The 17618-nt window shown below is 69.9% G+C and carries 15 protein-coding genes; 12 read left to right on the forward strand and 3 right to left on the reverse strand.

Annotated elements, in window-relative coordinates:
- Positions 1-20 precede the first annotated feature (20 nt).
- Positions 21-1070 carry a LacI family DNA-binding transcriptional regulator gene (locus V6R91_RS04825; RefSeq protein ID WP_336394446.1) on the reverse strand — a complete coding sequence of 350 codons (1050 nt, stop codon included), beginning with the start codon at positions 1068-1070 and terminating at the stop codon, positions 21-23.
- Between the two features lie 327 nt (positions 1071-1397).
- On the opposite strand from V6R91_RS04825, the gene V6R91_RS04830 reads away from it, so the two are divergent.
- The 5 genes from V6R91_RS04830 to V6R91_RS04850 all read left to right on the forward strand — a co-directional run bounded on the left by V6R91_RS04830 (position 1398) and on the right by V6R91_RS04850 (position 7309).
- Positions 1398-2756 carry an ABC transporter substrate-binding protein gene (locus V6R91_RS04830; RefSeq protein ID WP_336394447.1) on the forward strand — a complete coding sequence of 453 codons (1359 nt, stop codon included), beginning with the start codon at positions 1398-1400 and terminating at the stop codon, positions 2754-2756.
- Positions 2757-2826: 70 nt separating this feature from the next.
- Positions 2827-3771: a carbohydrate ABC transporter permease gene (locus tag V6R91_RS04835; protein WP_336394448.1), complete on the forward strand. Its 945-nt coding sequence runs from the start codon at positions 2827-2829 to the stop codon at positions 3769-3771.
- Positions 3768-4694 carry a carbohydrate ABC transporter permease gene (locus V6R91_RS04840; protein WP_336394449.1) on the forward strand — a complete coding sequence of 309 codons (927 nt, stop codon included), beginning with the start codon at positions 3768-3770 and terminating at the stop codon, positions 4692-4694. Before V6R91_RS04835 ends, V6R91_RS04840 begins: the two co-directional genes overlap by 4 nt.
- Positions 4695-4746: 52 nt before the next feature.
- A complete protein-coding gene (arfA, locus tag V6R91_RS04845) occupies positions 4747-6258 on the forward strand; it encodes an arabinosylfuranosidase ArfA (protein WP_336394450.1) in 1512 nt (503 codons plus the stop codon).
- A gap of 34 nt (positions 6259-6292) precedes the next feature.
- Complete coding sequence (locus tag V6R91_RS04850; RefSeq protein WP_336394451.1) at positions 6293-7309, forward strand: LacI family DNA-binding transcriptional regulator; 1017 nt, start codon at positions 6293-6295, stop codon at positions 7307-7309.
- Between the two features lie 116 nt (positions 7310-7425).
- On the opposite strand, the gene V6R91_RS04855 is transcribed toward V6R91_RS04850, so the two are convergent.
- Positions 7426-8997, reverse strand: a complete 1572-nt coding sequence (locus V6R91_RS04855; protein ID WP_336394452.1) for an alpha/beta hydrolase-fold protein — start codon at positions 8995-8997, stop codon at positions 7426-7428.
- 259 nt (positions 8998-9256) lie between these two features.
- Between V6R91_RS04855 and V6R91_RS04860 the strand changes: the two genes are divergently transcribed.
- From V6R91_RS04860 to rocD, 5 genes are all read left to right on the forward strand, one after another.
- Positions 9257-9691, forward strand: a complete 435-nt coding sequence (locus V6R91_RS04860) for a hypothetical protein (RefSeq protein ID WP_336394453.1) — start codon at positions 9257-9259, stop codon at positions 9689-9691.
- Positions 9691-9906 (forward strand): helix-turn-helix transcriptional regulator, encoded by a 216-nt coding sequence (locus V6R91_RS04865; RefSeq protein WP_109209029.1) that lies wholly within the window; start codon positions 9691-9693, stop codon positions 9904-9906. Before V6R91_RS04860 ends, V6R91_RS04865 begins: the two co-directional genes overlap by 1 nt.
- 1 nt (position 9907) lies before the next feature.
- Entirely contained in the window at positions 9908-10936 is a 1029-nt protein-coding gene (locus tag V6R91_RS04870) for an NAD(P)-dependent alcohol dehydrogenase (protein ID WP_336394454.1), read from the forward strand.
- 180 nt (positions 10937-11116) lie between these two features.
- The gene (ddaH, locus tag V6R91_RS04875) at positions 11117-12010 is read left to right on the forward strand and encodes a dimethylargininase (RefSeq protein ID WP_336394455.1); all 894 of its coding nucleotides are present in this window, start codon (positions 11117-11119) and stop codon (positions 12008-12010) included.
- A 23-nt stretch (positions 12011-12033) separates the two neighbouring features.
- Positions 12034-13260, forward strand: a complete 1227-nt coding sequence (rocD, locus tag V6R91_RS04880; RefSeq protein ID WP_336394456.1) for an ornithine--oxo-acid transaminase — start codon at positions 12034-12036, stop codon at positions 13258-13260.
- Between the two features lie 27 nt (positions 13261-13287).
- Here the strand turns inward: rocD and V6R91_RS04885 are convergent, their stop codons facing one another.
- Positions 13288-14931, reverse strand: a complete 1644-nt coding sequence (locus V6R91_RS04885) for a molybdopterin-dependent oxidoreductase (RefSeq protein ID WP_336394457.1) — start codon at positions 14929-14931, stop codon at positions 13288-13290.
- A gap of 85 nt (positions 14932-15016) precedes the next feature.
- On the opposite strand from V6R91_RS04885, the gene V6R91_RS04890 reads away from it, so the two are divergent.
- Positions 15017-16687, forward strand: coding sequence for a circularly permuted type 2 ATP-grasp protein (locus tag V6R91_RS04890; protein ID WP_336394458.1), 1671 nt, complete (start codon positions 15017-15019; stop codon positions 16685-16687).
- Positions 16681-17613, forward strand: coding sequence for an alpha-E domain-containing protein (locus V6R91_RS04895; protein ID WP_336394459.1), 933 nt, complete (start codon positions 16681-16683; stop codon positions 17611-17613). The genes V6R91_RS04890 and V6R91_RS04895 overlap by 7 nt, the downstream gene beginning before the upstream one ends.
- The last annotated feature ends 5 nt before the right edge of the window (positions 17614-17618 follow it).

Genomic DNA, 17618 nt, shown 5'->3' on the forward strand with positions numbered 1-17618 from the left:
GCGCGTGCGGTCGGCTCTCGTCAGGGCTTCTCGTCGGCTCCGGCGTCGGGGAAGCCCGTGGACTCCCGCGCCACGATGCGGAACGGCGGCTTGAAGGTCTCGGGACTGCGCCGTTCGCCCTTCTCGTTGATGCGCTCGAGGAGTCGGTCGACGGCGATGGCGGCGATCTGCGCCCGGCCGGTGTCGACGGTCGACATCGACGGGACCGAGTACTTGCTCTCGTCGATGTTGTCGAACCCGATCACGGCGACGTCGTCGGGCACGCGGAGCCCCTCTTCGCGCAGAGCGCGCAGGACACCGAGTCCCAGCGTGTCGTTGAGCGCGAAGACGGCATCGAATTCCACGCCCTCCTGCACCAGCAGGTGCGTCGCGGCCGCGCCGCCCGCCCGGTTCCATCGATGCATCGAGGTATGCCGGATGAGGGCCGGATCCTGATCGATGCCGGCCTGCTCGAGGGCGCGCCGGTAACCCTTCAGGCGCAGGCTCGCCGAGCTCGCCTCGTCGACGTCCTCGTGGTCGGCGCCGATCAGCGCGATCCGCCGGCGGCCGATCGAGAGGAGGTGCTCGACGGCGGCCTGCGCGGACGAGGTGTTGTGCATCGTGACGTGATCGGTCGGGCCGCCGAAGATCCGCTCGCCGAGGAGCACGAGCGGGCCCTCGACGTTCAAGGCGTCGGCATCCTCCTGGCCCAGCCTGACCGGGCTGAAGAGCAGCCCGTCCAGGAACCGCGGCCGGCTGCGCGAGACGGCGCGCAGCTCGGCATCCCGATCCCCGCTCGTCTGCTCCACCATGACGCCCAGGCCGTGCTTCTCCGCTGCTCTGATGACCTCGTCGGCGAGTTCTGCGAAGTAGTTCTCGCGCAGCGACGGGACCGCCAGCCCGATGACGCCCGTCCGGCCGGAGCGCAGGCCGCGTGCCGAGAGGTTGGGCCGGTAGTCGAGCTGCTCGATCGCTTCGTTCACACGATCGCGGGTGCCGGGGCGCACGTGCGGATAGTCGTTGATGACGTTCGAGACCGTCTTGATCGAGACTCCCGCCACCCGGGCGACGTCGTGCATCGTCGGTCCCATGGGCGCCCGCCTTCCGTTCGATCTGCACTCTAGTGTGACGCAGATGCGATGCCCGTCGTGTGCGGATCGGGCCCCGCCTCTTCGACGTCTCCGTGCAACGTTGTGGATCACCGTACCGCCCCGCCGTCCCGCGGTCGTACGTCACAGAACTTTCGATGCGTGCGCAGGAATTTGCGGTGCACCCTTGACACCCCTCGCGGCCGGTGGGAAAGTGTCTGCAACGTTGCTCTACAACGTTGTAGACCCGAGAGCACCGCGATCCTGCACCCTCGTGCTCCAGGCGGTCATGCACCGACGAAGAAGTCAGCACACCGAAAGGAAAGTCCAGTGAAGACGAAGCCTGTCCTTGCTGCGGTCACAGCGTTCGCCCTGGTCGGCGCCCTGGCCGCATGCACCGCCGGAGGCGGCGACGCCGATGGCGGCGGCAACAGCGACGCCAGCTGCACCAACGAGATCAAGAACCCCGACGCCCCCATCGTCACGCTGTGGGCCTGGTACCCCAACTCCGAGACCGTCGTCGACAACTTCAACGAGGCGAACGACGACGTCCAGGTGTGCTGGACGAACGCCGGCGCCGGCGGCGACGCGTACGACAAGTTCCAGACCGCCATCTCGGCGGGAAGCGGCGCCCCCGACGTCATGATGGTCGAGGCCGACCGCATCGCGGTCTTCCAGGCGCAGGACGCCCTGGTGGACCTCTCCGATCTCGGCTACGAGGACGTCAAGGACAACTTCAGCGAGGGCGCCTGGAAGGACGTCTCCGTCGGTGACGGCGTCTACGGCGCACCGATCGACGGCGGCCCGATGGGCATGATCTACCGCAACGACATCTTCGAGCAGTTCGGCATCACGCCCCCCACCACGTGGGAGGAGTTCGAGGCGACCGCGCAGGCCGTCAAGGACGCCGGCGGCCCGTACATGGCGAGCTTCGCCGCGAACCAGCCCGCCGCGGTCACGGCGCTGATGTACCAGAACGGCGCGCAGCCGTTCGAGTACGACCCCGCCAACGAGGGCGAGATCGGAATCAACCTCAACAGCGACGAGATCAAGGAGGTCCTGGACTACTGGGCCGGCCTGGTCGAGAAGGACCTCGTCGGCACGGAGGACCAGTTCACCCCCGAGTACATCGCAGGCGTGATCGGCGGCGACTACGCCACCTACCTCTCGGCCGCGTGGGCGCCCGGCTACCTTCAGGGCGCGGGCGTCGGCGAGGGGGCCGACGAAGGGGTGTGGTCCGTCGCGCCGATGCCGCAGTGGGACGCGAGCAACCCGATCGCGATCAACTGGGGCGGCTCCGCGTTCTCGGTCTCGAGCCAGGCCGACGACCCTGAGCTCGCCGCGAAGGTCGCCTTCGGCGTCTACGCCGACCAGGCCTCGCTCGATGAGGGCTGGCAGGACCAGATCATCTTCCCGCTGAACGTCAGTGTCCTCGACTCGCCCGAGTTCCAGGACTACGAGGTGCCGTTCTTCAGCGGCCAGCAGGCGAACAAGGAGGTGTACGTGCCCGCGGCCAACGCGTACGAGGGCATGACGTACACCCCGCTGGGCCAGTACTACTACTCCGAGCTGACCAAGCAGATCGCCGCCATCCATGACGGCGCGGCCACCGGCTCCGAGGCCGCCGACGCGCTCCAGGAGTCCGTCGTCGCCTACGCCGAGGAGCAGGGGTTCACCGTCACGCAGTGACCTGGGCCGAGGGTCGGTCCGCGTCCGCGCGGACCGACCCTCGGGCATCCCTCACAGACCCGGAGACATCATGACCGCCTCAACCGAAGCTCCTGTCTCGACCCGAGCGCCCCTCTCATCGAAGCGCCGCAAGTCGACCGCCGCGAGGCAGAACCTGGTCGGCTGGCTGTTCGTCAGCCCGTTCGCGATCATCTTCCTCGCGCTGCTCGTGCTCCCGATCGGGTACGCCCTCTACCTCAGCCTTTTCCAGAAGTCGCTCATCGGAGGGACGCGCTTCGTCCTCTTCGGGAACTACGCCAAGGCGTTCAGCGACCCGTCGTTCCTCGACGGCGTGTGGTTCGTGATCCGCTTCTCGATCGTGCTCATCCCGCTGCAGATGGCGGTCTCCCTCGCCATCGCCCTGATCCTCGACATCATCGTCACCCGATTCGCCCGGTTCTCCCGGCTCATGATCTTCATGCCGTACGCGATTCCGACCGTGATCGGCGCGCTGATGTGGGGCTTCCTCTACAGCGACAACTTCGGCCCTCTCGCGGAGCTTTTCGGAATTTTCGGCGCTGAGGCCCCGGACTTCCTGAGCCGGAGCTTGATCTTCTACGGGTTGCTCAACATCGTGACGTGGCAATGGGCGGGCTACTACATGATCATCCTGTACGCGGCGCTTCAGGGCATCGACCCGACCCTGTACGAAGCGGCCCGCATCGACGGGGCGTCGCAGTGGCAGATCGTCTGGCGGATCAAGGTCCCCCTCGTCGCGCCGGCTCTGCTGCTGATCCTGGTGTTCGCACTGATCGGAACGCTGCAGTTCTTCAACGAGCCGAAGATCCTCCAGGATCTCGCGGCGGGTGCGATCCCGAATGACTTCACACCGAACATGTACGCCTACCAGCAGGCGTTCTCGCTCGCGAACTACAACTACGGAGCGGCCATCTCGTTCGCGCTCGGAGCGGTCGTGTTCCTCTGCGTCTACATCTTCCTGTTCGCCACCCGCAAGCGAGGGAGCTTCTTCTCATGAGCGTCACGCCTGTCGAGGTCACCGGCACCCGCACGCCCCGCCGGAACACCATCGAGCGCCGTCGCGGTCCGCGCGAGCGGGGCCGCATCCCGCTCAACATCGTCCTCGGTGCGCTGATGGTCTACTTCCTGGTCCCGTTCTGGTGGCTGATCGTCAACAGCTCCAAGACCGCGGCCGGGCTCTTCGGCGGCGACAGCTCGCTCTGGTTCGCCGACGACATCAACTATCTGGGCAACCTGGTCGACCTGTTCACGTACAGCGGCGGCATCTACGCGCGCTGGCTGGCCAACTCCGCGCTCTACGCGATCGCGGGGGGCATCGGCGCGACGGTGCTCGCCGTGCTCGCCGGCTACGGCTTCGCGAAGTACCAGTTCGCCGGTCGCCGGCTCTCGTTCGCGATCCTCCTCGGCGCGGTCATGGTTCCCACGACGGCGCTCGTCATCCCGACCTTCGTGCTGTTCGCGCAGGTCGGCTGGACGAACACCATCTGGGCGGTCATCTTCCCGACGCTGCTGAACCCGTTCGGCGTCTATCTCATGAACGTGTATGCGCGGGATGCCGTGCCCGACGAGCTGCTCGACGCGGCGCGCGTCGACGGCGCGGGCGAGTTCCGGTCGTTCCTCACCGTGGCGCTGCCGCTGCTGCGTCCCGCCATCGTCACCGTCCTGCTGCTGTCGGTCGTGGCGTCGTGGAACAACTACTTCCTGCCCCTCGTCATGCTCTCCGACAACCGCCTCTTCCCGGTGACCGTCGGAATCGGACTGTGGCAGTCCACTGCGTCGACGTACGGCGCGGCGGGCGGGCAGACCCTCTGGAGCATCATCATCCTCGGCTCGCTCGTCTCGGTGATCCCCCTGATCATCGCCTTCCTCGGATTGCAGAAGTACTGGCGCGGCGGATTGGCCATCGGAAGCCTCAAGTGATCCGACGATCACGCCGCCTCGCCTCGGTTCCCCCTGTCCCTGAAAGAGAAGAATGATCCGCGCACATCTCACCGTCGACCCGCACTTCACCGTCGGACCCGTCAACCGCCGGCTCTTCGGCTCGTTCGTCGAGCACCTGGGGCGATGCGTCTACGACGGCATCTACGAGCCGGGACACGACACCGCCGACGAGGACGGTTTCCGCCGCGACGTCGTCGAACTGGTCCGGGAGCTCGGCGTCTCCACGATCCGCTACCCGGGCGGAAACTTCGTCTCGGGGTATCGCTGGGAGGACGGCGTCGGGCCCCGCGACGCCCGGCCCCGCCGGCTCGACCTGGCGTGGCACTCGACCGAGACCAACGAGATCGGCCTCGACGAGTTCGCGGGGTGGCTCAAGAAGGTCGACAGCGAGCTGATGTACGCCGTCAACCTCGGCACGCGCGGAGTCCTGGAGGCGCTGGATGTGCTCGAATACGCCAATCTGCGATCGGGCACCCATTGGTCGGACAGGCGCGTCGCCAACGGCCATCCCGAACCCCACGGCATCCGCATGTGGTGCCTGGGCAACGAGATGGACGGGCCATGGCAGCTCGGGCACTCGACGGCCGAGGAGTACGCGCAGATCGCGTCGAAGACCGCGAGCGCGATGAGACAGATCGATCCGGATCTCGAGCTGGTCGTCTGCGGCAGTTCGAGCGCCCAGATGCCCACCTTCGGCGACTGGGAGCGCGTCGTGCTCAGCAAGACGTACGACGACGTGGACTACATCTCGTGCCACGCGTACTACGAGCCGAAGGGCGACGACTACGGCAGCTTCCTCGCCTCCGGCGTGAACATGGACCGCTTCATCGAGGCCGTCGTGGCCACCGCCGACCACGTGAAGGCGATCAGGCACAGCGACAAGACGATCGACATCTCCTTCGACGAATGGAACGTCTGGTACCAGTCGCGCTTCAACGAGGTCGACAAGATCACCGATGCGGAGGACTGGCCGGTGGCACCCCGCCTGCTCGAGGACTCGTACTCCGTCCTGGATGCCGTGGTCTTCGGCAGCCTCCTCATCTCGCTGCTTCGCCACGCCGACCGGGTGACGGCCGCGAGCCTCGCGCAGCTGGTCAACGTCATCGCGCCGATCATGACCGAGCCCGGCGGGCCGGCGTGGCGGCAGACCACCTTCTATCCGTTCTCGCTCACCTCGCGCCTCGCCCGCGGTGTCGCGCTCGAGCTGAAGCTCGACAGCCCCACCTACGCCACGGCGGAGTACGGCGACGTGTCGGTCGTGGACGCGGTGGCCACACGCGATGCGAGCGGGGGCGGCACGACGGTGTTCCTCGTGAACCGCAGCCTCGACGAGGAGGTCTCCGTAGAGATCGATGTGCGCGCTCTCGGCGAGGTCGCCGACGCCTCCGCGATCTCACTGTTCGATGACGACATCCACGCGGCCAACACCCTCGAGGATCCGGAGCGCGTCACGCCCAGGACCAACTCGTCCGTCGACGTCGGGGAGGGCAGGGTGACCGTCACGCTGCCGCCCGTGTCGTGGACGGCGCTCACGCTGGACTGACGCGAGCGCCGCGACGAGCCGGCCGGGTGGCGAGATGGCACGACCCCAGAGAGTGACGCTGAAGGAGATCGCCGCTCAGACAGGGGTGTCGCTGACGACCATCTCCAAGGTGCTCAACGGCGGCTCGGACGTCTCGTCGACGACACGGGCGCTCGTCGAGGAGCAGCTGCACGCGAGCGGCTACCGGCGCCGCAAGAGCAGGCAGCGACGGGACTACATCGAGGTCGTGCTCCACGAGCTCGAGGGCGAGTGGGCGCTCGGCATCCTCGAGGGGGTGCGCGAGAGCGCCGCGGCCGCCGGCATGGCGGTCTCGCTCTCCGTGAGCGGGGATCGTCGTGCCCCGGGACCGGAGTGGCTGGACTCGGTCGTGCGCCGCGCGCCGAGCGGCATCATCCTCCTCTTCGCCGGCATACCGGCCGACGGGCGGGAGCGGCTCTCCGCGCGCGGCATCCCGTTCGTCGTCATCGATCCGGCCGGCGATCCCGATGCGGACCTCCCGTCGGTCGGGTCGGCGAACTGGTCGGGCGGGCTGGCGGCCACACGGCACCTGCTGGAGCTCGGGCACCGGCGGATCGCGGCGATCACCGGGCCGGAGTCGGTGATGTGCGCGCTGGCAAGGCTGGACGGCTACCGCGCCGCGATGGCGTCCGCGGGGGTGACGATCCCGCCGGAATGGATCCGCTTCGGCGACTTCCGGCGTCAGGGGGGCGAGCATCACGCGGCCGAGCTGCTGCGGCTGCCGGATCGGCCGACGGCGATCTTCGCCGGCAACGACGCGCAGGCGCTGGGAGTGCTGCACGCCGCCTCGGCTCTCGGACTCTCGGTGCCGCGCGACCTGTCCGTCGTGGGCTACGACGACCTCGCGATCGCGGAGCTCGCCCACCCGCGGCTCACCACCGTCCATCAGCCCCTTCGCGAGATGGCGGAGCAGGCCACCCGGCTCCTGCTGCAGCTGCTGGACGGCCCCCGTCCGGACGTCACGCGGATCGAGCTGGCGACCTCACTGGTCGTGCGGGACTCGACGGCGGCCCCGGCGGCGGCCTCAGCCTGAAGCGGGGCACGCCCGTCCTCGCCCGATGCCGTGCCCGCCAGGCGCGCCGTGCACGTGAGAGGGCTGCCGGCGGGAAGCGCGAGTCCGCCGGCAGCCCTGGTCTTGTCAGCAGTGGCTCACTGCACCCAGTACCCCAGGTTGAACGTGACCTTCTCGGCGAGGGTCGTCAGGGCACTGGCCTGCTCGGCGGTCAGCTTGCCCGCGGTCTGGAACTCGGCGACCTGGGCGAGGAAACCGTTCAGGACCTCGAGGGCCCCGACCGAGTCGCCCCTGGTGACGAGCTTCAGCGCCTGGTCGAGCTTCACCGTGAGGGCGTTCGTGTTGCCCTTGTTCAGGCCCGCATCCGCCACGTCCGCCTTCAGGGTGTCGACCTCGTCCTGGAGGAACGCCTCCGGGTGCCACACGTAGTCCCGCGCGAAGATCGTGAACAGCTGGTTCCACGCGTTGAAGTCGTGCGCCCCGGCGACCACCGTGTTCTCGATGAACCCGACGTCGTCGAGGGCCGCGACCGTGTTCGCGTTGGGAAGACCGAAGTCCCACGCGCCACCGCCATAGTGGATGTACGGAGCTGCGAGGTTCGGCGTCGACGCGGGGACGCTCACGCCGCCGCTCCACGGGCCGTAGTACCCGAACTGGTCCGCGTCGTCTCTGATCAGGTTCTGCGTGACGAAGCTGCCGGCGGACAGACCCGCGAACGCCCGGTCGATCGGCTCGGTCGAGACGTTGTAGTTCGCCTCGACGAAGGGGATCACGACATTGCGCAGGTTGGGATACGCGTCGCCCTGAACGGCCTGGTTTCCGACGGGTCCGAGATAGTTCGTGTTCGTCGTGATGACGACGGCCGGCTCGGTGGTGCCGTCCTGGATCAGGTTGTCCATGATCACCGGGACGTCGCCCATGTTCATCCAGTCCGACTGGTCCTGACCGCCGCCGTGCTGCATGTAGATCGTCTTGTACGGCTCCGCACGGTTCGGGTCGTAGTCCGGCGGGAGGTACACGCCCAGCGTGCGGCCGGTCTGGTTGGGGATGTCGATCGGGACGTAGCTCCACGTGCCCTTGGCCGAGTCCTCGCGCGGGAGTTCGATCTGCCGGGCTGCGAGCGGAGCGAAGTCCTGCTTCGCTTCGTCGTAGGGCACGAAGACCTTGTTGAAGGCGCGCCGCTGCGGGAACGAGATCCCATCCGGCGCGAAGATCGGCGAGTTCGCCGGGTCGGCGAGCCAGGCGCTCGTGTTGCCGTCCACGTAGAACCAGTACTGGTTCGCGCCGGCCGCGAGCGGCACCTCGGTGACCCAGTAGCCGTCGCCCGCATCGGTCATCTCGACGTCGTAGCCACCGCCGCCCCGCATGAGACCGGGCTCGTACTGGTGCGGCTGGTAGACCGTGATGTCGGTCCGGTCGGCCCAGTTGCGCAGCAGGATGTCCGCGACGAAGCGCACGCTGGTCGCATCGGGGTCGTAGTACACGAAGCGCCCGGTGTACCCGGTCGGCGACTCCGGATCCGCGTACACGGTGGGCCCGGGCGTCAGCTCCCCGTCCGCGGCCTGCGCCGCCATCGGCACGGTGCTCAGGACCAGGGCTGCAGTAAGGCCCAGGGCCGCGAACGGACGGACGAGCCGGACATTCCGGCCGCGATCCCCACCGCCCTGCGAACCTTCGACGGCGCGGTCGCGCCGGGTGAAAACGCTCATCACTGTTCCTCCTTGAATAGCTGCCGAGCGACCGGAGGCGGCTCCGACACGGTCAGGCTAGCGACGGTTTACTACGTTGTAAAGAAGGTTTTACGACGTTGTAAATCGCTGTGCGCAGGAGGGGGCCCGCGGTCGACCTCGCCCGCAGGGTCTGCCGCCGTCGGCGGGGCCGCGATGCATGTAAAAAATTCTTGACACGCCGGCATCGCGGGCGTAGCTTCGCAGTGTCAAGAAATCTTTACATGCAGGGAGCGCCGTCATGGTGTACGAAGAGCGCAACATCTGGGTGAGCCTGATCGTCAGCATCGTCGGAGTGGGCGTCTACGTCGTGCTGGTGCTGCAGCAGGCGGCAGGCGGGTCCGTCGCCGAGGTGGACTGGGTGCCGCTCATGCTGTGGACGATCGGCGGCAGCATCGCCGTCGCGATCCTGGTGAGCATCGTGTGGGGCATTCTCGCCGGCATGCGCGATCCCGACGGCGTCGGCAAGAGCGACCAGCGCGACCGCGACATCGCGCACATGTCGACGCGGGTCGGCCAGGCATTCCTCGTCATCGCCGGGCTGGGCGTCATCGTGCTGTGCGCGTTCGAGGCCGACTGGTTCTGGATCGCCAATGCGATGTTCTTCGGCTTCGCGCTGTCGTCGATCGTCGGCGGCATCGCGAGCGTGATCGCGTACCGGCGGGGGCTCGTCTGATGGTCAAGCCCACCAAGGTCACCAACTCGATCCGCGCGGTGCGCGAGGCGGCCGGCATGACGCAGGCCGACCTCGCCCGCCGAGTGGGCGTGACGCGGCAGACCCTCATCGCGATCGAGCAGGGGCGGTACTCGCCGACGCTCGAACTCGCCTTCCAGCTGGCCCGCGCATTCGGCGTCGGGCTGGACGACCTCTTCGACTATCCGGAGGCATGACATGTCCGACCAGACGCTCCCCTCGCCGCAGGCGCTGCGCACCGATTCGATGCCCGCGTGGCGGCAGCACCGCTACGGAGAGCCCGACGACGTCGTGCTCGAAACGACGGATGTCCCCGCGCCCGGTCGCGGCGAGGTGCTGCTGCGCCTGCGCGCGACCGGCCTCAACAACGGCGACATCCGCGTCATGCGCGGCGAGCCCCGACTCCTGCGCCTCGCGTTCGGGATGCGGCGGCCGCGGCAGGCGGTTCGCGGGATGGATGCCGCCGCCACCGTCGTCGCGCTGGGCGAGGGTGTCTCCGGTCTCGCCGTCGGCGACGAGGTGATCGGGGAGCTTCCGGCCGGGGGAGGCCTCGCGCGGTACGCGGTGTGCCCGGCGTCCCGCCTCGTCCCGCGGCCCGCCGCTCTGGACGCGGTCGACGCCGCAGCCCTCCCGGTCGCGGGCGGCACCGCCTGGCAGGCGCTGGAACGCGGGGGCGTGGCATCCGGCCACCGCGTGCTCGTGATCGGCGCCTCCGGCGGCGTCGGCACGTTCGCGGTACAGCTCGCCGTCGCGCGCGGCGCGCAGGTGTGGGCGCTGTGCGGCGAGCGGAGCCGGGCGCTGGTCGAGGAGCTGGGTGCGGCACGCACCTTCGACTACCGCGCCGTGCAGCCCGGTGCCCTCGAGCTCGCCGCGGAGCCGTTCGACGTCGTGATCGACATCGCCGGCACCGCGCCGCTGCGGTCGCTGCGGGGGCTCGTGCGCGACGGCGGCGCGGTCGTCCTGGTCTCGGGCGAGGGCGGGCGGGTGATGGGTCCGATCGGGCGTATCGCCGCAGCATCCGTCCTCTCGATCGGTTCGAAGCGTCCGCTGCGTCCGCTCGCCGCCGTCGCCAAGCCCGACGTCCTCGCGGAGCTCGTCGCGCTCACGACCGCCGGCCGGCTGCGTCCCCGCATCGAGCGCAGGTTCGCCTTCGCCCAGGCGCGCGAGGCGCTCGCGCATGTGGCCGCCGGCCACGCGGTGGGCAAGGTCGTCGTGCTCGCGGAGTGACGTGGTGCAGGGCGACGCTGCGCGTGCGCATTCCCAGGCGGCACCCGGCGTCCGTGAGACAATGGACGCGGCGTGCCCGGTTGCTTTCCCCTTCACGGCTGCGGTTCCTGAGCGAGCGCAGCCGGTCGAAGGGCCGCCGGGCCTCTGGACAGCGTCCGCCGCCCCTCGTACAGGAGCATGATGTCCACGCAGAACACCGCGCCCGCAGCCACCGCCCCGACGACCGGGTCCTCCGCCACCGGAGGCCGCGTCCAGCAGCACCGCCGCTACCTGATGTGCCGCCCCGAGCACTTCACGGTGAGCTACCGGATCAACCCCTGGATGGAGCCGGCCAACCCCACCGACACCGCCCTGGCGGTGCGTCAGTGGCAGGCGCTCTACGACACGTATCTCGAGCTCGGCCACGAGGTGCACCTCATCGACCCGATCGACGGCCTGCCCGACATGGTCTACACGGCCAACGGCGGCTTCGTCATCGACGGCGTCGCGTACGGCGCGAAGTTCCGTTTCCAGGAGCGCGTGCCCGAGGGCCCGGCCTTCATGGACTGGTTCCGCGCGAACGGGTTCGACGTCGTCGAGCCGGTGCAGGTCAACGAGGGCGAAGGCGACTTCCTGCTCGTCGGCCAGACCATCCTCGCCGGCACCGGCTTCCGCTCCACCGGCGACAGCCACCGCGAGCTCGAAGACGTGTTCGGCAAGGAGGTCGTGAGCCTCAATCTCGTCGACCCGCGGTTCTACCACCTCGACACCGCCATCTCGGTGCTCGACCCCGTCGAGGGGCCGGGCGGCGTCGACCGCGCCAACATCGCCTACCTGCCGGGCGCCTTCGACGAGCGCAGTCAGGCGATCCTCGCCGAGCGCTACCCCGACGCCATCCGCGTGGCCGACGCCGACGGCGCGGTCTTCGGACTCAACTCGGCCAGTGACGGCCGCAACGTCATCATCTCGCCGCGTGCGAAGGGCTTCGAGGCCCAGTTGCGCGAGCGCGGCTACAACCCGGTGCTCGTCGACCTGTCGGAGCTCCTGCTCGGCGGTGGCGGCATCAAGTGCTGCACGCTCGAGCTGCGGCGCTGACGGTCCGAGAAGAGGACACACCCATGACCGCCACCTCGCCCTCGGTCGACACCGCCACGATCAAGATCATCGCCGGTGAACAGGACCACCTCGCCCACAACTACAACCCGCTCCCCGTCGTCATCGCGCGCGGCGAGGGCGCTTGGGTCACCGACGTCGAGGGTAAGCGCTACCTCGACCTGCTCTCGGCCTACTCCGCCCTGAACTTCGGTCACGGGCATCCCGCGATCGTCGCCGCCGCGCAGGAGCAGCTGAACCGGCTGACGCTGACCAGCCGCGCCTACCACAACGACCGGCTCGGACCGTTCGCGACCGCGCTGGCCGAGCTGTGCGGCAAGGACCTCGTGCTCCCCATGAACACCGGCGCGGAGGCCGTCGAGACCGGCATCAAAGTCGCACGCGCGTGGGGATACCGGGTCAAGGGCATCACGGCCGACAGGGCGCAGATCGTCGTCGCGCACGGCAACTTCCACGGCCGCACCACCACGATCGTCGGCTTCAGCGACGACCCCGGCGCACGCGGCGACTTCGGGCCGTTCGCGCCGGGATTCGTGCCGGTGCCCTACGGCGATGCCGCGGCGATCGAGGCCGCCATCACCCCCGAGACCGCCGCCGTGCTCATCGAGCCGATCCAGGGCGAGGCGGGTGTGGTGCTTCCGCCCGAGGGCTATCTGCGGGCGGTCCGCGAGCTGTGCACGGAGCACGGCGTGCTCTTCATCGCCGACGAGATCCAGTCCGGCCTCGCGCGTGTGGGCGAGACGTTCGCGTGCGACCGCGAGGGTGTGGTGCCCGACGTCTACCTGCTCGGCAAGGCGCTGGGCGGCGGCATCCTTCCGCTGTCGGCGGTCGTGGCGGACCGTGACGTGCTCGGGGTCATCCGTCCGGGCGAGCACGGCTCGACGTTCGGCGGCAATCCGCTCGCCGCCGCCGTCGGCCTGCGCGTGGTCGAGATGCTCCAGACCGGCGAGTTCCAGCGGCGGGCGAAGCTCCTCGGCGAGCACCTCGACGTGAAGCTCCGCGAGCTCATCGGCCACGGCGTCACGGGTGTGCGGGTGGTGGGCCTCTGGGCGGGGGTCGACATCGACCCCGAGGTCGGCACCGGACGCGAGATCGCCGAGAAGCTGATCGCGCGCGGCGTGCTGGTCAAGGACACCCACGGGCAGACCATCCGCGTCGCGCCGCCGCTGGTCGTGCGCGCGACCGAGCTCGACTGGGCGATCGAGCAGCTGCGCGTGGTCCTTGCCGGCTGACGCGCGACCCCGTCGCGCGGGCAGCGCTCAGAACACCTCGACGAACCGCTCGTGCCACCCCGTCGCGCCGTCCGGCGCGGGCGGTGCGCGGTCGGGCGTCTGCTGCTGCCCGTCCCTGCCGGTGGCACGGCACCGCAGCAGGTGGTCGCCGGCGGTCGCGGTCCAGGGCAGGCTCCACTGCACCCAGGTGTCGTCCGAGATCGCTGTCGCGAGGGTCGCCTCCTGCCACGGGCCGTCGTCGATCTGCACCTCGACTCCCGCGACGCCCACGCCCTGGTGCCACGCCACACCGGCGATGACGACGTCGCCGGCCTTCAGCCCCTGCGCCTTGCGGGGCACGTCGATGCGCGACTGCAGCTTGATCGGCCCGCGCTCGGACCAGCCTCGGTCCGTCCAGTACGCGCGGGCGCGGTCGAACCGCGTCACCTCGAGGTCGGTCACCCACTTCGTCGCCGACACGTAGCCGTACAGGCCCGGCACGACCATGCGCACCGGGAAGCCGTGCTCGAGGGGGAGCGGCTCGCCGTTCATGCCGACGGCGAGGATCGCGTTGCGGTCGTCGGTCAGCGCCTCCAGCGGCGTGGACGCCGTGAAGCCGTCGATCGACCGTGACAGCACCATGTCGGCGTCCGCGGCGGGGCGCGCCCGCGCCAGCAGCTCCCGGATCGGATGGCCGAGCCAGCGGGCGTTGCCGATGAGCGTCCCTCCCACCTCGTTCGACACGCACGTGAGGGTCGTCCACGACTCCTCGAGCGGCAGGGCGAGAAGCTCGTCCCACGTGAGCTCCAGCTCCTCGGCGACCATGCCGTGCACGCGCAGCCGCCAGTCGGCCGGGTTTACCTCGGGCACGACGAGCGCGGTGTCGATGCGGTAGAACCGGTCGTTCGGGGTGACGACGCTCGCGAGCCCGGGGAGGTCGAGCTCGGCGCCCTGCGGGACGGCGGATGCCGCCACCGCCGGCGTCGGAAGCCGCAGCGCCATCCGCGCCGCGGCCACGCCGGCCGCCGCTGTTGTCCGCAGGCTGCCGACGACCACCGCGAGAACGCCCGCTCCCGCCGCGGCGCCCGCCCACGCGAAGAAGGCGCGGCGGCTGGGTGGCTGGGTGCCCTCGGCGGTGGCACCCGCGCCCGGCTCACCTGCGTCGGATGCACGCGGATCGGGTGGATCGGCGCCCACCTGCGGCGAACGGGCAGCAGATGGATCGGCGGATGCCGCGGCGGCGGGTCGGAGCAGCCGGAGCAGGAGCCACAGCGCGACCGCGCCCGAGGCGCCCGCGACGACCGAGGGGAGCCAGGCCAGTGGCCCGGCGCCCGGACGCGTGGCCGCGACGACGGCGCCGGCGACGCCGAACACGGCGATCAGCACGACGCCCCACGGCGGGCGCCTGGCCTGCAGCCATCCGGCGAGGGCGGCGACGACGAGCATGACCAGGGCGATGCCGCCCACGAGCGCGATCTTGTCGGCGGTGCCGAACCAGGCGATCGCGGTGTCCTTGGCCCACGGCGGCGCGATGTCGATGAGGGCCGAGCCGATGGCGGCGACCGGGCTGGAGGCCGGAGCCACCACGCCGGCGGCCAGTTCGCCGAGGCCCGCGCCGAGCACGACGGCGGCCACGCCCGCCACCCATGCGAGGGGGGCGGGGATGCCGCCGTCCCGGGCGCGTCCCGCCATGCAGCAAGGGTACGTCCGCGCGGGGGACGCCGGGCGGACGGGGCGGAAACACGAGCGCAACGAACGCCGCATTAGGCTCGTCAGCATGGGTGATCTGTTCGACGGCTACGGCTCCACGCTGGCGCCGCGCAAGACGCCCTCGGGGGTCCCCGCGTTCGACGAGATGTTCGGGAGCCCGGCCCACCCCGGCGCGCCGGCCGAGTCGCGCGAGGCCTACCGGGAGCTGTACCAGGCGCTCGCGCAGATGACGCAGGAGGAGCTGCGCGGCCGCACCGATTCGCTGGCGAGCTCGTATCTCGCGCAGGGTGTGACGTTCGACTTCGCGGGGGAGGAGCGGCCGTTCCCGCTGGACGCCGTCCCGCGGGTCATCACGTACGACGAGTGGTCGCGCATCGAGGCCGGCGTCAAACAGCGCGTGCGCGCCCTGGAGGCGTTCCTCGACGACGCCTACGGGCACCAGCACTGCGTGCGCGACGAGGTGCTGCCGGCCGGTCTCATCGCGTCGTCGCAGTACTTCTACCGCCAGGCGGCCGGCATCCACTCCGCCAACGGCGTGCGCATCCAGGTGTCGGGCATCGACCTCATCCGCGACGAGCACGGCGAGATGCGCGTGCTCGAAGACAACGTGCGCGTGCCGTCGGGCGTGAGCTACGTCATCTCCAACCGCCGCGTCATGGCCCAGACGCTGCCGGAGCTCTTCGTCTCGATGCGGGTGCGTCCGGTCGGCGACTACCCCAACAAGCTGCTCGCCGCACTGCGCGCCTCGGCGCCGGCGGGCATCGAGGACCCGAACGTCGTGGTGCTGACCCCCGGGGTCTACAACTCCGCGTACTTCGAGCACACGCTGCTCGCGCGTCTGATGGGCGTCGAGCTCGTCGAGGGGCGCGACCTGCTGTGCATCGGCGGCAAGGTGTTCATGCGCACCACGCGCGGACCCAAGCGCGTGGACGTCATCTACCGCCGCGTCGACGACGACTTCCTCGATCCGCTGCAGTTCCGCGCCGACTCGATGCTGGGCGCGCCGGGCCTCATGCTCGCCGCGCGCCTGGGGAACGTCACCATCGCCAACGCCGTGGGCAACGGCGTCGCCGACGACAAGCTGCTGTACACGTACGTGCCCGACCTCATCCGCTACTACCTCGCCGAGGAGCCCATCCTCAAGAACGTCGACACGTGGCGCCTGGAAGACCCGAACGCGCTCGAGGAGGTGCTCGATCGGCTCGACGAGCTCGTGGTGAAGCCCGTGGACGGCTCGGGCGGCAAGGGCCTGGTGGTGGGGCCGGATGCCTCGCCGGCAGAGCTCGAGCGGCTCCGGCAGCGCCTGCTCGCCGACCCCCGCGGCTGGATCGCGCAGCCCGTCGTCATGCTCTCCACCATCCCGACGCTCGTCGAGGACGGCATGCGCCCGCGCCACGCGGACCTCCGGCCGTTCGCGGTCAACGACGGCGAGGACGTGTGGGTGCTGCCGGGCGGGCTCACCCGCGTGGCGCTCCCGGAAGGGCAGCTCGTGGTGAACTCCAGCCAGGGCGGCGGCTCGAAGGACACCTGGATCGTCGGAGGCTCGGCCCCCACGGGCGGCGAGTACGGCCCGGGCAAGGTGCCTGAGCTGGTCGCCGACCAGGCCACCGTGACCGCGGCCATCCCGATCATCTACGACCCGCAGACCGAGCCCGCGCACTCGCCGCGCGATCCCGTGCGCGGCAACCGCGAGCAGCAGGAGCAGCAGCAGCAGACAGGGGGTGATGGCGGATGCTGAGCCGCATCGCAGAGTCGCTGTTCTGGATCGGGCGGTACATCGAGAGGTCCGACGGCACCGCGCGCATCCTCGACGTGCACCTGCAGCTCCTCCTCGAGGACCCGTGGATCGACGAGGACATCGCGTGCCGGTCGCTGCTGAGCGTCATGGGCTCGCTCCCGCCCGAGGGCGTCGACCTGGTGCGCCGCGAGGACGTGCTGGCGCGTCTCGCCGTCGACCGCATGAACCCGTCGAGCATCGCCTACGCGCTCACCGCCTCCCGCGAGAACGCCCGACGGGCGCGTGAGATCGTCTCGACGGAGCTGTGGGAGACGCTGAACACCACGAACGCACGGATGCCGCGGCGCCTGCAGAATGACCGCGTGCACGAGTTCTTCCAGTGGGTCCGGGAGCGCGCGGCACTCGCTATCGGCATCGTGGACTCGTCCACCAGCCGCGACGAGGCCTGGCAGTTCTTCACCCTCGGCCGCAGCATCGAGCGCACCGACATGACGGCGCGGCTGCTGGCGACGCGGTCGCTGACCGAGGCATCCGGCCCGTCGTGGACCACGATCCTGCGCTCGTGCGGCGCGTACGAGGCGTACCTGCGCACGTATCGCGGCATGCCGAGCGCGCGCAACGCTGCCGAGTTCCTGCTGCTGGACCGCCTCTTCCCGCGCTCGATCATCTACTCGATCCAGCGGGCCGAGGAGTGCATGAGCGCCATCGATCCGCGCGCGGACCGCGTCGGGCATTCCAACACCGTCCTGCGGGCGCTCGGTCAGATCCGCAACGACCTCGAGTACCGCCCGATCTCCGAGATCCTCGGCGAGCTGCCCGCCCACATGGACCGCGTGCAGAAGGTCACGCGCGAGGCATCCGAGGCCATCCGCGGCCGGTTCTTCCCGACGCAGGCCGAGCCCAGCTGGATCGGAGAGATCTCATGATGGTT

It is taken from the genome of Microbacterium sp. CCNWLW41 (assembly GCF_037083505.1).